General features: G+C 70.7%; 14 protein-coding genes. 1 reads left to right on the forward strand and 13 read right to left on the reverse strand.

All coding sequences use genetic code 11. The features are described 5' to 3' along the window. Nucleotides 1-43: 43 nt before the first annotated feature. A complete protein-coding gene (locus tag VLK66_RS08260) occupies nt 44-424 on the reverse strand; it encodes a cupredoxin domain-containing protein (protein ID WP_325308917.1) in 381 nt (126 codons plus the stop codon). Between the two features lie 332 nt (nt 425-756). Between VLK66_RS08260 and VLK66_RS08265 the strand changes: the two genes are divergently transcribed. Continuing rightward, nucleotides 757-2877, forward strand: a complete 2121-nt coding sequence (locus VLK66_RS08265; RefSeq protein WP_325308918.1) for a hypothetical protein — start codon at nt 757-759, stop codon at nt 2875-2877. 65 nt (nt 2878-2942) lie between these two features. On the opposite strand, the gene VLK66_RS08270 is transcribed toward VLK66_RS08265, so the two are convergent. The 12 genes from VLK66_RS08270 to VLK66_RS08325 all read right to left on the reverse strand — a co-directional run bounded on the left by VLK66_RS08270 (nt 2943) and on the right by VLK66_RS08325 (nt 14028). Then, nucleotides 2943-5741 carry a heavy metal translocating P-type ATPase gene (locus tag VLK66_RS08270; RefSeq protein WP_325308919.1) on the reverse strand — a complete coding sequence of 933 codons (2799 nt, stop codon included), beginning with the start codon at nt 5739-5741 and terminating at the stop codon, nt 2943-2945. 14 nt (nt 5742-5755) lie between these two features. Further along, entirely contained in the window at nt 5756-6067 is a 312-nt protein-coding gene (locus VLK66_RS08275) for a metal-sensitive transcriptional regulator (protein ID WP_325308920.1), read from the reverse strand. 597 nt (nt 6068-6664) lie between these two features. Then, nucleotides 6665-7306 carry a VOC family protein gene (locus VLK66_RS08280; protein ID WP_325308921.1) on the reverse strand — a complete coding sequence of 214 codons (642 nt, stop codon included), beginning with the start codon at nt 7304-7306 and terminating at the stop codon, nt 6665-6667. Between the two features lie 130 nt (nt 7307-7436). Further along, nucleotides 7437-7850: a YciI family protein gene (locus VLK66_RS08285; RefSeq protein WP_325308922.1), complete on the reverse strand. Its 414-nt coding sequence runs from the start codon at nt 7848-7850 to the stop codon at nt 7437-7439. Between the two features lie 69 nt (nt 7851-7919). Then, nucleotides 7920-8348 carry an HXXEE domain-containing protein gene (locus VLK66_RS08290; RefSeq protein WP_325308923.1) on the reverse strand — a complete coding sequence of 143 codons (429 nt, stop codon included), beginning with the start codon at nt 8346-8348 and terminating at the stop codon, nt 7920-7922. A gap of 30 nt (nt 8349-8378) precedes the next feature. Further along, nucleotides 8379-8915, reverse strand: coding sequence for a GrpB family protein (locus VLK66_RS08295; RefSeq protein WP_325308924.1), 537 nt, complete (start codon nt 8913-8915; stop codon nt 8379-8381). A gap of 8 nt (nt 8916-8923) precedes the next feature. After that, nucleotides 8924-9277 (reverse strand): nuclear transport factor 2 family protein, encoded by a 354-nt coding sequence (locus tag VLK66_RS08300; RefSeq protein ID WP_325308925.1) that lies wholly within the window; start codon nt 9275-9277, stop codon nt 8924-8926. A gap of 253 nt (nt 9278-9530) precedes the next feature. Continuing rightward, on the reverse strand, nt 9531-9830 hold the full coding sequence (locus VLK66_RS08305; protein WP_325308926.1) for a DUF4242 domain-containing protein: 300 nt from the start codon (nt 9828-9830) through the stop codon (nt 9531-9533). A 645-nt stretch (nt 9831-10475) separates the two neighbouring features. Continuing rightward, nucleotides 10476-10988 (reverse strand): isoprenylcysteine carboxylmethyltransferase family protein, encoded by a 513-nt coding sequence (locus VLK66_RS08310; RefSeq protein ID WP_325308927.1) that lies wholly within the window; start codon nt 10986-10988, stop codon nt 10476-10478. Between the two features lie 91 nt (nt 10989-11079). Next, nucleotides 11080-12360 (reverse strand): pyridoxal phosphate-dependent aminotransferase, encoded by a 1281-nt coding sequence (locus VLK66_RS08315; protein ID WP_325308928.1) that lies wholly within the window; start codon nt 12358-12360, stop codon nt 11080-11082. Between the two features lie 132 nt (nt 12361-12492). Beyond that, a complete protein-coding gene (locus VLK66_RS08320; RefSeq protein ID WP_325308929.1) occupies nt 12493-13029 on the reverse strand; it encodes a hypothetical protein in 537 nt (178 codons plus the stop codon). Between the two features lie 60 nt (nt 13030-13089). Then, the gene (locus tag VLK66_RS08325; protein ID WP_325308930.1) at nt 13090-14028 is read right to left on the reverse strand and encodes a serine hydrolase; all 939 of its coding nucleotides are present in this window, start codon (nt 14026-14028) and stop codon (nt 13090-13092) included. Between the last annotated feature and the right edge of the window lie 104 nt (nt 14029-14132).

The following is a 14132-nucleotide window of genomic DNA, read 5'->3' on the forward strand; positions in this document are numbered from 1 at the left end:
CAAACCTGCGGGATCCCATCGCGGTCACTTGTTCGGAGTAGTATCAAGCCGGCTCCACCACCAGCTTCCCGCGCAGCATGTTCATCCCGCAGGTCCAGGTGAACTCGCCGGGCTTCTGGGGCGTGAACTCCACCGGCGTGGTACGGAACGCGGGGAGGTCGCGGGCGATGCCGAAATCACCGAAGACGACCTGCTCGCTGCAGCTGGCCGTCTCGTCGCGGTAGAAGTCCAGGCGCACGGGGCGCCCCTGCTTCACCACCACCACGTCGGGGCTGTATCCGCCCTTCACGGTGATCCTCACCTCCTGCACCCCCGCCTCCGTGGTCGTCGCGGCCACCCCCTGCCGCTCGCCGAAGAAGTACCACAGCACGGCCACGATCGCGGCCACACCGCCGGCGATCACCGCGATTTCCGTCGTATCCATCGCTTGCATCTCCCTTCATCCGTAGCAGGCGGAAAAAACATTCAAAAGTGCGACACCGCTGGTACAACTGGGACGTCCCGTCTACGGCCGCGCACCTTTCGGCCAACTTCCCTCCATCTCCCCAAAACCCCCTCTGCAAGGCACTTGCGGCAGATCCGGCGCGCCGGGCGGCATCCGGAACATCGCTTGCCACCCCCCTCCACCGCGCTCGCGGCAGCCCTGCCCTCAGCCGAGCGCGCGCCGGCGGCCTCGCCGCTGGCTGCCATCTCCTCTCCTTCCGCATCCACCGCGGCTCTTCCCGGGCGCGCGGCCCCTTCCAACCGGAGGACTTCATGGACATCCGCAACCTCTTCACCGAACACCGCCACGCGCCCGACAAGCGGCCGCTGGGCGAGCTGCAGGCCCGGCGTCTCTCCGCCATCAGCGGCATCTCCGCCAAGGAGCTGGCGGGGAACACGGTGGCCGACCTGTCGGACCGGTTCAAGTGGGAGATCGACCCCGAGCTCTTCTTCTTCCGCCGCGTCTGCGGGCGGGTGGTGAAGAAGGACCCGGCCACCGGCGAGGAGCGCCCCGTTCCCTTCGCCACCGTGCACGTGGAGGACACCGACTGCGGCCTGGTCTCGTACTTCCCCCGCAGCTCGCCGTGGGGATGGCACTTCCCGCTGTACTGCCACCGCGAGGAGATCGCCACGGCGGTGACCGACGCCTGCGGCAACTTCTGCGTGAACATCCCGCGCTGGGAGATCGACTGGATCGTGCGCTGGCGCGCCGAGCGCATCTGCTTCCCCGACATCTTCGTGCGCCCCACCGTGCGCGACCTGCTGCACGCGCTGGACGGCCTGCAGGTGGAGCCGCACCGCCCGCCGCGCCCCGAGCCCGACCCCGGCCCGCTCCTGCTGGAGGACGGCGGGATGGCGCTGCGCCGCGCGCAGGAGGTGCTGGGGCACGCCGTGGCCGGGCGCATCGCCGCGCACCAGGGCGCGGGCGCCGGCGCGTCCACGCGCGCCGCGGGGCAGCTGCTGGACCAGCCCGCCTTCACCCGCCCCGTGCCGCCGCCGCTTCCGCGCTCCACCGTGCGCGCCATGCGCAGGGCCGTGGCGCAGACCGACGACGTGGGCGTCGAGCGCGAGGTCTACGGGAAGGAGTCGCACGGCTTCGCCACGCTGGACCTGGCCAGCCAGCTGCGGCTGAAGCCCGACCACGTGTCGACCTTCGATCCGCAGCGCTACATCGGCCCCTTCCTGCGCTGCCGCTGGGTGCTCTTCCCCGAGTGGCAGGTGATCTTCGACGTTCCCGACATCACCTTCCGCGTCACGCAGGACGTGGACGGCGACGGCGACCAGGAGACCATCTACTCCGAGGGCTACTTCGACGTCCGCTGGAACTCGGGCGCCATCCCGCCGGTGACGCTGTACGCCTCGCAGATCGCCGTCGCCGGCAGCGGGTGCGAGACGCCCGAGGTCACCTGCCAGGACACGCCCGCCATCCAGTTCGCCGGGCTGCTGCCGCTGGTGAACCCGGCCAGCCCCGAGGACCCGTACTACGACGGCGCCACCGGCTTCGCGCGGCGCCCGAACCGCCCCCACCCGTCGGGCGACTTCGCGGACCCGCTTCCCAACCCGCTGTCGGAGGCGCCGTTCGGCGGCACGCTGCAGCTGTACGGGTGCAGCCACGTTCAGGGGGCGCAGTTCTACCGCCTCCTCTACCAGGTGAACCACGCGGGGCCGTGGGTGCCCTTCACCGGCATCACCTGGCCGCTGTACCGCGTGGTGGGCAACGCGCTGCAGGTGCACTGGCCCGTGGCCGACGGCAACGGCTGGTACCCGGTGATCCCCACCGGCGACGGGTGGTTCCCGCCCAACCTGCTGCTGGAGTGGAACACCGGCGCCTTCCAGAACGGCGTCTACGGCGTGCGCCTGGAGGTGGCGGACGGCGCGAAGAACCCGATCGCCTCGTCGGCGGGCACGCCCACCGCCTTCCGCATCGACAACTCGGCGCCCAACCCCGCGCAGTTCACCGAGCTGCGGTGGCGCGTGGCGGGCGGCGCCTGGAGCGCGCCGGTGGAGCTCATCTGCCCCGTCATCACCCGCCCGGTGGTGAACGGCGTTCCGGCCAACCTGGAGTTCCGCGTGAGCTACACCGTGCAGGCCGAGCACCTGCGCTCGGTGTCGGTGGGCGGCGGCGGGTGCGGCGGGGGAACGTTCTCGCTGATCTCGCCGCTCGACACCGCGCAGCACTGGTACGAGAACCCGTCGGACAACAGTGTGATCCAGACGGCCGAGTTCGCGCTCCCCGGCGCCGCGCTGCAGGGCGCGTACAGCTTCTCGCTCACCGCCGTGAGCCGCGCCTTCAACCCCTCCGGCGGCGACGGCGGCCACCTGGCGGACTGGAACTACGATCCCACGTACATCTACACGATTCCCACCCTGCCGGTGGCGATCGTGAACGCCTGACGCGCAGGTCGTAGCATCGCTTGGAGGCGCGGGGGGAGATGAATTTCCCCCCGCGCCTCCGCCGTTCACGCGGCGGGCGGCCGGAAGCGCCGCAGCCGCAGCGAGTTGGTGACCACGCTGACGCTGGAGAGCGACATCGCGGCGCTGGCGATGACCGGGCTCAGCAGCCAGCCGGTGAGCGGATACAGCGCGCCGGCGGCGATGGGGATGCCGATCACGTTGTAGACGAACGCCCAGAACAGGTTCTGCCTGACCGTGCGGATGGTGGCGCGGGAGAGGGCGATGGCGGTCACCACGCCGCGCAGGTCGCCGCGGATGAGGGTGACGTCGCTGGCCTCGATGGCCACGTCGGTCCCCGTGCCGATGGCGATGCCCACGTCGGCCTGCGCCAGCGCCGGGGCGTCGTTGATCCCGTCGCCCACCATCGCCACGCGGCGATGCTCCTCGTCCTGCAGCCGCTTCACCTCGCGCGCCTTGCCGTCGGGCAGCACCTCGGCCAGCACGCGCTCGATCCCCGCCTGCCGGGCGACGGCATCGGCGGTGCGGCGGTTGTCCCCGGTGATCATCACCACCTGCAGCCCCATCCCCTTGAGCGCCCGCACCGCCTCGGCCGACTCCGGCTTCAGCGTGTCCGCGACGGCCACGATCCCCGCGTAGCGCCCGCCGACCGCCGCGAAGGTCGGCGTCTTCCCGGCTTCCGCCAGCGTCGACGCGCGCTCCTCCGCGTCGCCGATCTCGATCCCCCGCCCGCGCAGCAGCCGCGCGTTGCCGACCAGGACGGCGCGCCCCTCCACCGTGGCCTCGATGCCGTGCCCCGCCTCCGCGCGGAAGCCGGTCGCGTCGGCGAGCGCGATGCCGCGCGACTGCGCGCCGCGGACGACGGCCTCGCCGACGGGGTGCTCGCTCCCGCGCTCGGCGCTAGCCACGATGCGCAGCAGCTCGTCCTCCGCGAAGCCGTCGGCGGGGACCACGTCGGTCAGCTCGGGGCGGCCGGCGGTGAGCGTCCCCGTCTTGTCCAGGACGATGGTGTCCAGCCGGTGCGCCGTCTCCAGGCTCTCGCCGCCCTTGATCAGCACACCGTTCTCCGCGCCCTTGCCGGTGCCCACCATGATCGCGGTCGGCGTGGCGAGCCCCAGCGCGCAGGGGCAGGCGATGATGAGCACGGAGACGAAGTTCACCAGCGCCAGGGTGAAGCGCGTTTCCGGCGGCGCCGCCACGAACCAGGCCACGAAGGTGGCGATGGCGATGCAGATGACCACCGGGGTGAAGATGCCGCTGATGACGTCCGCCAGCCGCGCGATGGGCGCCTTCTGCCCCTGCGCGTCCTGCACCAGGCGGACGATCTGCTGCAGCGCCGTGTCCTTTCCCACCTTGGTCGCGCGGAAGCGGAACGAGCCGGTGCGGTTGATGGTGGCGCCGAACACCTCGTCGCCCGCCGCCTTCTCGGCGGGGATGCTCTCGCCGGTGAGCATCGACTCGTCCACCGCCGAGGCGCCCTCCGTCACCACGCCGTCCACGGGGATCTTCTCGCCCGGGCGGACGATGACCACGTCGCCGGCGACGACCTCCTCGACGGGGATGTCGGTTTCCGCGCCGCCCCGGACGACGCGCGCGGTCTTCGCCTGCAGACCCATCAGCCGGCGGATGGCGTCGGACGTGCGCCCCTTCGCCCGCGACTCCAGCATCCGCCCCATCAGCAGCAGCGCGGTGATGACGGCGGCGGCCTCGTAGTAGACCGGCGGCCGCATCTCCATCCCCCCCATCCCGTTGTGGGCGGCGAGGAAGAAGCGGGGGAAGAAGGTCGCGGCGAGCGAGTACACGTACGCCGTGCCGGTGCCGACGGCGATGAGCGTGTTCATGTCCGCCGCGCGGTGCCGGAAGGCCGCCCACGCGCCGCGGAAGAACTGCGCGCCGCAGTACAGCACGACCGGTGTGGTGAGCGCGAGCTGCACCCACACCGCGCCGGGGAACTCCAGCCAGCGGACGCGCCCGTGGCTCATCGCCATCACCAGCACGGGAAGGGCGAGGATGGCGGCGATCCAGAACTTGCGGCGCAGCTCCGCGTACTCGGCCGCGTGCGCCGCCTCCAGCGAATCCTCCACGCCCGCCGCGCCCTGGCCGCCGGGAACGTCGCGGACCACGTAGCCCAGCTCCTCGATGGCGTGGCGCAGCGCGGGCACGTCCGCCGCGCCGGGGAGGTACTCGACGCGCACCTCCATGGTGGAGAGGTTGAAGTCCGCCGCCACCACGCCGCGCACCCGCCGCAGATGCTTCTCCAGCGGCTGCGACGAGCCGGCCGGGCGCGCGGAGTCGTCCACCACGAAGTCGGCGCGCGCCGTCCCCGCGGTGCCGTAGCCGACGTCCTCCACGACGCGCATCAGGTCGCGCACGCCGGTCCGCTCGGGATCGTACTCCACCGTGGCGCGCGAAGTGGCGAGGTTGACGCCCGCGCGGCGCACCCCCGGCGCCTTCCCCAGCCCGGCCTCGATGCGGCGCGCGCACGCCGCGCAGCTCATTCCCGTGATGGGCAGGTCGATACGCTCCGCGGGTCCGTCCACCGCCGCGGGCTCCGCCACCTTCGGCCGGCCCATGGAGAGCTGCACGACCGGCTGCGTGGCCGGACGCTCCGCCGCGGGCTCCGTCTTCCGCGCGCCGCCCATCCCCAGCTGCACCAGCGGCTGAGCGTGCGCTGTTCCCTGTCCCCTGCCGTCGCTGTACTTCGCGGGATCGGCATCGAACGCGCGCTTGCAGCCGGTGGAGCAGAACCAGTACGTCCGGCCGCCGAAGTCGCTATGTCCCGCGGCCGTCTCGGGATCTACCGTCATGCCGCACACGGGGTCGATCGCCTTCGTCTTCGTATCCATCGGTCGCCCCTCCTTCAGCGGGCGTGCTTGTACATCAGGTCCAGCACCTCGGTGTACGCCTGCTCGCGGTCGCGCTCGTCGCCGGAGTTCAGCGCGCCGGCGATGCAGTGCGACAGGTGGTTGCGCATCAGCAGCTTGCCCACGCCGCGCAGCGCCTCGTGCACCGAGGCCACCTGCACCAGCACCTCGCCGCAGTAGCGCTCGTCCTCCACCATCCGCTGCAGGCCGCGGATCTGCCCCTCGATCTTCTTCAGCCGCGCGAGCGCCTGCTCCTTCAGCTCGGGCTCCACGTGTGTGGCGTGGCGCTCTTCGTTCTGCGTCTCCATCGTCCCCGATCCAGAGATTTAGGATACCCCCCTACCCTATCGACGTCTCCAAGATAACAGGCAGGTCAATGGGTGCAAGTGGGGCGGGTATTCAAGGGTGATTCAAGAGGGGGAGCGCGGGCGACTGGCGGCGGCTTGGTTCCGCTACATCGCGCCCTCTCCGGCCGGCTTAGGCCGTCCACCTCTCCCGTACCGGGAGAGGTAGCTTGACGAGATCTGCGCTGAATGACTGCATCCTGCCCGCCCGGCTGGCCCCCTCCCCCGCTCCGCAGGGGAGGGGAGAACTCAGCGTGGGGGACGCGCCACCGCCACGCCGAAGCATCGGCACGGCCAGAGGTTGCAGGCCGCGCCGATGCCGGACAGCCCCCCTCGCCCGGTACGGGAGAGGGCGAGCGCTCTAAGGCGCGGGGAGAGGGCGGCGCGGTGCGGAGGAAACGCCCCGTACCCCGAGAGCGCATCCGCCCCACCGAAGCTTCAGCCGCGACGAACGATGCAGGCCACACCCATCCCGGGCGGCGTCCCTCGTCCGGCGCGGGACATCGCCCGGCAGGGGACATCGCCCGGCAGGGGACATCGCCCGGCGCGGGACATCGCCCGTCACTCCTCCACGAAGCGGTAGCTGCCGTGCGAGTCGTAGTCGATGCCGTGCTTCTTCTTGAGCTCCTGGATGTACGCCAGCTGGCCGCGGGTGTGCGGGCTGGCCACGCCGTCGCCGAGCGGCTCGCTGGTGTGCAGCAGGATCTCCTCCAGGCAGCTGTCCACGCTCATCCGCTTGTGCCGCGCCAGGTCCTGCAGCAGCGCGGCCAGCCGCTTCTCCAGCCGCACGGGCACGTCCACCCGCTCGATGGGGATCGGCGGGCCGTCGTTGAACAGGGGATGCCCGAAGGTGAGAGCGTAGCCGTACAGGTCGCGCACCGTGTAGTCGCGGATGCCGTACTCGCGGTCGCCCGGCTCGGTGACGACGTCGACGCCGTTGGCGCGCTGGAACTCGAACAGCGCGTCCGCGTCGCCCACCATGAAGTAGACGGAGCTGCCGTCGGGATTGGGCGTGCCCTGCTGCAGAAAGATCTGCACCCGGTCCAGCTTCACCCCCGCGAACGTGGGCGGCTCGCCCCAGGTAAACGCGAGGGTGAAGCCGAGATTGCGGGTATAGAAGTCCGCGGCCGCGAGCACGTCACCCACGGCCAGGCCGGCGTGGCTCTGCTCGCAATCGACACGCGGGGGAGCGGAAGTGCTCATCGCGGCGCTCCGCGTTGGGGGGGATGAAGCGCGCCTGCGCTCAGGAAAGCCGCAGGCGCGCTTCGCCGGGATCGGGGACGAGGCCGGGCCCTTTCCGCGCCGCGGCCTCGGAGACTTCAGCCGCGATCCGTCAGGCCGCGGCGCCCGCCGTCGCGCGCTCCGGCGCGGCCGGGGCGCCCACGCGCTGGCGCACCGCGTCCAGGTCCTGCACCGCGCGCACCTCCACGCACCCGGTGCGCGCCCACGGGAACTCCGAGGCGATGCGCACCGCCTCGTCCATGTTCTCGGCCTCGATCAGGTTGAAGCCGCCGAGCACCTCCTTGGCCTCCGCGAACGGCCCGTCCACCGTGGTCACCCGCCCGTCGCGGACGCGGATCGACTTGGCCGTGTTCGCCTCGGCCAGCATGCGCGACTCGACCGGGTGGCCGTCGCGGCTCAGGTGGTCGACGTGCGCGAAGCAGCCGCGCAGCATGGCGTCCTGCTCGCCCTGCGGCACCGCGCCGAGCAGGTCTGGGTCGTTGTAGATCAGAACGATGTACTTCATTGCGCAACCTCGGTTTCGGGAGGTGGAGATTTACCCGGGAGGAGTGATTCTAGCCGATCTCGCCCGCAGTCACAACGTTCGCTTCGTGGACGGGGAGGACGTCACCGGATCGGAGACGAGGCGCCACGCCAGCAGCAGCGCGAGCGGCAGCAGCACCAGCGCCGTCGCCACCCCCGGCGTGTAGCCGCCGCGGGCGAGCGACCACGCCGGGTGCCCGACGCCGTTCAGCATCTCGATCCCCACCCACAGCCACGCCAGGGGGATGGCGGAGGGCCAGCCGCGGCGCACCGGGACCAGCCAGCACCCGAAGCCGAACGCGACGAGCGCCAGGTTGAAGATGGCGAAGCCGCGCTGCGGGTCGCCGGAGACCAGCCCGCTCACGAAGCGCGCGGGCGGGAACACGTCGTACAGCCGGAAGGCGTACTCCTCGGCCGAGTGCAGCGCCTGCACCGTCACCAGCGCGAGGAACGCCGCGCGCGTCCGGGCTTCGAGCCGCATCGCAACCCTCCGGATCCGTTCGGGAATGCGTCAGCGGGGCGCCGCGGGAGCAAGCCGGCCCTCCGCGCGGAGCCGGGCGAGCACGGCCTCGACGAACGCTCCCTTGGCCACGGAGTACGCGGCCTTGTCCCAGGCGACCTCCTCGGCCACCCGCCACTTCTCGGCCTGGTAGGCCGCGGCGAGCGCCGGGTCCGCCCGCAGCGCGTCGCGGAAGGCGAGCTTCTCGTCCCACGCGCGGGCGGGGAGGATGTAGAGGTGGATGTGCGCCACGCGGCGGCCGTCCTCGTCGCGCACGTAGTAGCGGCGGCGAGGGTCGTCGCCGTACGCGCCGCGGTACTCGTAGCCGAGCGCCTGCAGCGGCGCGATGCACTCGTCCGCGGCGGGCTCGCCGGCCACCGCGACGGCCAGGTCCAGCACCGGCTTCCCGGCCAGCCCCGGCACGGCGGTGCTCCCCACGTGCTCGATGGCCGCGGCCCGCTCGCCCAGCGCGCCGCGCACCCGCGCCGCCTCCGCGGCGAAGCGCTCCGGCCAGGCGGCGTCCCAGGCGACGAGCCGCAGCGTGCCCATCGCCGCCGCTACTCCGGCACCGGCACCACGTACGACGTCAGGTGCCGGATCAGCGCGTCCCGCATCACGAACACGTCGCAGAACACGGCGTTCAGCATCCCCCCGTCCCGCATCGCGCAGCGCACGGTGCCCTCCGCCACGACCACGTCGCCCTCCTCCACCATCCGCGTGACGTGGATCGTGGGGCGCCCTGCGAACGCGGGGTTCTCGATCTCCCCGTCGAACGCTTCCTTGCCGTGCAGGTGCACGTGGCCGGGGATCACCCACTCCACGTCGCCGGTCAGGCACGACAGGATCTCCGGGCGATCGGACCGGCCGAACGCGTCCATGTACTTCCGTACCGTCCGCTGGTTGGGCGTCACGTCACGACTCTCCCTCGTACGCCCGCCGCCGCGATGTAGATCTTCTTCATCTGCAGCATCGCGCTCATCGGCCGTGGGTGGACGGGGTGCGCCTTCGATGAATCGACCGGCAAAGGGAGGCCCGTCCTCCGCAGCCGAAGCTGGCTTCCAGGCCGAACAGCCTCGCGCGGTTTGCGAGGCTTCCCGTGGTTGTTGCTGCGACGCTGCGACTTCAGTCGCCCGTGCGGGTGTCCCCGGGAGCCGAGTCCCGCGGCTACGAGCCCGCGGCGGCCGCGTGAGCCGGCTCCGCCGTGGTGGGATCGATGATCGTGCGGATCTCGGACACGCGGTTGGCCGGGAAGCCGCCCTGCCGCGCGTGCTCCCGCACCATCTCCTCGTTCGGGGCGATGTAGACGCAGGTGATCTTGTCGCCCGTCACGTAGCTCTGCACCCACTGGATCTGCGGTCCCATCCCCTGCAGCACGCCGCACGACGTCTGCGAGATGGCCTGCAGCTGCTCGGGCGAAAGGTCGCCGGCGCCGGGAATCTCGCGCTCGATCAAGTACTTGGGCATGACTCACCTCGCGTGTGGGGGGATACAGAACCTGCGGAAGCCTACGGTAAAGTCCACGGGGTGATCGGACAAGGAGATGGTGCACCGCCGCCCTTTCCCGACTCTCTGAACGGCAGGGGCAGCTCGCGTCAGAATGAATAATCGTCGCAGGACCCCCGTATGACGTCATCCTGAGGCCGGCCACGCTGGAACCTGCTTCCGCGCAACCGGCTGCAGGCCGAAGGATCTGTGGCCGTTCAGCACGTCCGCCGGGATATCCCTCGAGAATTTCCGTCACGATCGCCTCGTGAAGGCGAGGCGGTCTTATACCGAATTCGGGGATTGATCGTGCAATCCGGCAGCGCACGTGCGACCTCGCCTATAGATCCTTCGGCCTGCAAACCCTCGTGCTGGGCAAAGACGGTGTGGCCGGCCTGAATAGAAAGTTCGCGGCCTTGCCCCTCACCGGCGACTAAAGTCGCAGCAACAACTACGGGAAGCCTCGCAAACTGCGCGAGGCTGTTCGGCTCGGCAGCCGTTCCGCTCTGGAGGACGCCTCCCCTTTCATCCATCGTGGTCGCGCGAAGCGCGGTGTTCGACTCAGGATGACGTCTATGCGTTTGTCATGCACAGGTGATTGCCAGATGCGGTCTTGGCGGGCAGCCGTTACGGCGCCCGCGGCGGTGGCGCGGAGAGGGAAAGCCAGCGGCCGACGCGCCCGCGGTAGCGCTCGTACTCCGCGCCGAAGGCATCGGCCAGGTACGCCTCTTCGCGGCGGATGACGAGGCGGTGGAGCAGGTCGATCACGATGGGGAGCATCACGATCGCCCACGCGGAGTCCAGCCACAGCGTGGCCCCGCAGTACGCCGTGGTCATCCCCAGGTACATGGGGTTCCGTCCGAACCGGTAGGGTCCGCCGGTGACCAGGCTCGAGGCCGGCCGGTTGGGGATCACCGCCGTGCGTGCGCGCCGGAAGGTGATCAGCCCCCACGCCATCCACACCGCGCCGGCGCCCAGCAGCACCGCCGCGGCCACGAGGAACGCGACCGGCCGGCCGCCGCCGTGCCAGAGCGGGGCCGGCCGGAGGCGATCGAGGAGGGCCGCCAGCGCCAGCCCGGCGACGAACAGGAGGGGCGGCGGGAACCGGACACCCGCGTTCGCCAGCGCGCGTTCGCTCATGGAAATCCTCGGTTAGGGTTGGCGGAGGAGATACGGCCGCGGCGCCGCGTCATCATCCCGGCGGCGGCATCTTCCGACGGGCAGGCGCCGGTCAGCGCGCGCGGCGCACCATCTCCACCAGCCGCCGCACGCCCTCGGTGACGGCCGCCTCGTCGGGGCCGAAGGAGAAGCGCGCGTAGCTGCGGAAGCGCGACGGCCGGCCGCTGCGCCGCTTTCCCGGGTTGATGTCGAAGAACTCGCCGGGAACGCAGATCACCTTCTCCTCGATGGCCGCGCGGAAGAAGTCCATCCCGTCGCGCAGCGGGGCGGGGAGGCCGGACAGGTCGGCCCAGACGTAGAAGGTGCCCTCGGGCTCCAGGTCCAGCCGCATCCCCGCCTGGCGCAGCCCGTCCACCAGGATGCGGCGCTTGCGCAGGAACGCCTCGCGGATCGCGGCCGTCTCGCGGCGCACGTGCCCGGCGTCCAGAAGGGGGATGGCGGCGCGCTGCAGCGGCCGGCTCCCGCCGCCGTCCAGGAACGAGCCGGAGCTGGTCACCGCATCGATCACCGAGCGCGGCCCCACCACCCAGGTAGTCCGCCAGCCGGGGTAGCGCCAGTTCTTGGTCAGCCCGTCCAGGATCACCACCGGGTCGGCGTCCACGTCCTCCACGAAGCGCGCGGCGGAGACGAGCCCCTCCTCGTCGGGCGTGGCGTTCCAGGCATAGTGCGAGTAGAACTCGTCCAGCAGCAGGGTGCAGTCCAGCCGCCGCGCCGCCTCCACCCAGCCGGCCAGCTCCAGCCCGCGGATGGTGCGCCCCGTGGGGTTGGCGGGGTTGGAAAGGAGCAGGGCGGAAAGGCCGCGGCCGGTGATCTCGCGCTCCAGCCGCCCCACGTCGAAGCGGTAGCCGTCCGTCCCCTCCAGCAGGATGGGGATGGCGGTGAAGAGGCGGAAGATGTCGAGCAGCTCCTCGTACGCGGTGTAGTCGGGGAGGAAGTGCCCCAGGTTGATCTCACCCAGCGCCGCCACGGTGCGGGTGAGCGACATCCGCCCGCCGCCGCAGATGCACACGTTGTCGGCCGTGTACTGCGCCGGTTTTCCCTGCCGGTACAGCTGGTTGTACAGCTCGGCCACGGCGGCGCGCAGCTCCGGGATCCCCTGCACCGGCGCGTACTCCTGGTCCGCCGGGGTGATGGCGACCTCGCACAGCCGGTCGGGCGCGCCGTGCAGGGGGCCGGTCTCGGGCTGCCCCTGGCCCAGGTTGCACCAGTCGGGGTGGCCGTAGGCGTAGCCGCGCTTGGTGGCCTCGGCCATCACGTAGATCACCCCCGTGAACGGAACGGGGCGGAAGCCGGGAACCGTCGGCGGCGGTACGTCGATGCGTCTGCGTTCCATCAGCCTCTGCCAGCGGGGTCGGATCAAGCGCGCAAACGATCGCGCCGCGCGGGAATCTCCCGCGCGGCGCATCCCCCGGCAAGTCGGGTTCCGTAGCGATCGAGCCTAGCTTGTCACGTTGCGTGAGGCCGCTCACGCCGTTCTCCCAAGCAGCATCTCGGATACGAGGCGCTCCGCCGGAATTCCCAGCGATATCAAGCGCGCTTTTACATCAAGGAGAGGTTCATCTCCCAATGCTGCGAACAGAAAAGGCGCGTGCGATTTGTAGTAGAACGAGGGAACGCCATGTTCATGCAGATATGCCTGTTTCTTCCTCATCTGCTCAGGCCGTGACAACTCGTGCTTGCGATGGAAGCTCTGATCGAAGCAGATCATGTAAGCAGGATGGTACTTGCCGATGATCTCAACGATTAAAGCAAGCGATGCGTGGGATCTCTTAACATTCGTGCTCAATGTGATCCCGGTGTCCGGATCGAGCAGAAGGCCAAATTGCGTATTTGGAAGATTCTCGGGCTCCAGCACCGGAATCGTCGTAGCCGCGGTGTAGGCGAACCGCATTCCTGGAGGCACGAAATTCGGGTGCGAGTAAAGGGGCGCGATGGTGCCCAGCCCCTGAACCCAAAAGCGCTTGACCAAGTCGTATGAGTCACCGAGGAATTCAGCACGCATGATCAGTCGATTCCTCTGATCGAACTGGGATGGACGTCGCCACGATGTCGCCTCGAGTTTCTACGGCAGCGGCCTCCAAGGGTCGCGCGGGTTGAAATGCTGGTAGACGGCGCGGGAGACGGCGCGGATCAGCCGGTATCCCTCGTTGTCCGGCGCGTAGCTGGTATCCGCCTGGTTCTTCGTGATGATGGCGAGCACGTAGTCGCCGCCGGGCGCGTTCACCAGCAGCACCTCGGAGCGCGAGCGGTCCACGAAGCCCTGCTTGGACGCGGCCTGCACCGTGGACGGCAGCTGCGACAGCGCCTCCTGGCGCCAGTAGCTGGCGGTGAGCAGGCGGTACATGGCGTCCGAGGCGCGCGGGCTGACGGCTCGCCCCTGCCGGATCATCACCAGCGCGCTCGCGATCTCGCGCGGCGTGGTCTGCCCCCAACCGTACACCGAGCGCGCCGCCTCGCGCCCGAGCGTGCGAGAGTTCACGCGCGTGTCGCGGAAGCCGTGCGCCGCCAGCCACTCGTTCACGGCCGCGCCGCCGCCCACCAGCCCCTGCAGCCACAGCGCCGCGAAGTTGTCGCTCACGGTGAGCATCAGGAACGCCACCTCGCGCACCGGAAGCGTGTCGCCCGGGGCCATGTAGCCCACCACGTCGGTATCCTCGCCGTAGGCGTAGTGCAGCGTGTCGGGGAACGCCGCCCGCGCGTCCAGGTCCACCACGCCGCGCTCCGCCTGGTCGAACAGCGTGAGCAGGATGGGGATCTTCACCATGCTCGCGGTGGGGAACACCGAGTCCGCGTGGATCTCCGCCGTCGCTCCGGTGCGCAGGCTGCGCGCGTAGATGCCCACGTCGCCGTGGAACCCGCGCACCAGCGCCTCCAAGCGCGCCTGCAGCACGCGGTCGGCGCGCGCCGGCGGCCCGGACGGCGCCGCACCCTGCGCGGCGAGCCCGCCCGCGAACGTGGCCACGGCGGCGATGGAGAGGAACGCGCGCAGGATGCGGCTCATCGGGAAGGCGGGGCGGCGAGGATCGGGAAGATGCGAGGCTGGCGCCGAAGATCGAGCCCCGTGGACCCGCCCGCAAGCCGGACGCATCGCACCCGCGGTTGTGC

Origin of the sequence: Longimicrobium sp., assembly GCF_035474595.1 — a bacterium.
Classification (GTDB): Bacteria; Gemmatimonadota; Gemmatimonadetes; order Longimicrobiales; family Longimicrobiaceae; genus Longimicrobium.

Coding starts and splice junctions, on each gene's coding strand:
- VLK66_RS08260 (WP_325308917.1), bottom strand. CDS start 424: ATGGATACGACGGAAATCGCGGTGATCGCCGGCGGTGTGGCCGCGATC.
- VLK66_RS08265 (WP_325308918.1), top strand. CDS start 757: ATGGACATCCGCAACCTCTTCACCGAACACCGCCACGCGCCCGACAAG.
- VLK66_RS08270 (WP_325308919.1), bottom strand. CDS start 5,741: ATGGATACGAAGACGAAGGCGATCGACCCCGTGTGCGGCATGACGGTA.
- VLK66_RS08275 (WP_325308920.1), bottom strand. CDS start 6,067: ATGGAGACGCAGAACGAAGAGCGCCACGCCACACACGTGGAGCCCGAG.
- VLK66_RS08280 (WP_325308921.1), bottom strand. CDS start 7,306: ATGAGCACTTCCGCTCCCCCGCGTGTCGATTGCGAGCAGAGCCACGCC.
- VLK66_RS08285 (WP_325308922.1), bottom strand. CDS start 7,850: ATGAAGTACATCGTTCTGATCTACAACGACCCAGACCTGCTCGGCGCG.
- VLK66_RS08290 (WP_325308923.1), bottom strand. CDS start 8,348: ATGCGGCTCGAAGCCCGGACGCGCGCGGCGTTCCTCGCGCTGGTGACG.
- VLK66_RS08295 (WP_325308924.1), bottom strand. CDS start 8,915: ATGGGCACGCTGCGGCTCGTCGCCTGGGACGCCGCCTGGCCGGAGCGC.
- VLK66_RS08305 (WP_325308926.1), bottom strand. CDS start 9,830: ATGCCCAAGTACTTGATCGAGCGCGAGATTCCCGGCGCCGGCGACCTT.
- VLK66_RS08310 (WP_325308927.1), bottom strand. CDS start 10,988: ATGAGCGAACGCGCGCTGGCGAACGCGGGTGTCCGGTTCCCGCCGCCC.
- VLK66_RS08315 (WP_325308928.1), bottom strand. CDS start 12,360: ATGGAACGCAGACGCATCGACGTACCGCCGCCGACGGTTCCCGGCTTC.
- VLK66_RS08320 (WP_325308929.1), bottom strand. CDS start 13,029: ATGCGTGCTGAATTCCTCGGTGACTCATACGACTTGGTCAAGCGCTTT.
- VLK66_RS08325 (WP_325308930.1), bottom strand. CDS start 14,028: ATGAGCCGCATCCTGCGCGCGTTCCTCTCCATCGCCGCCGTGGCCACG.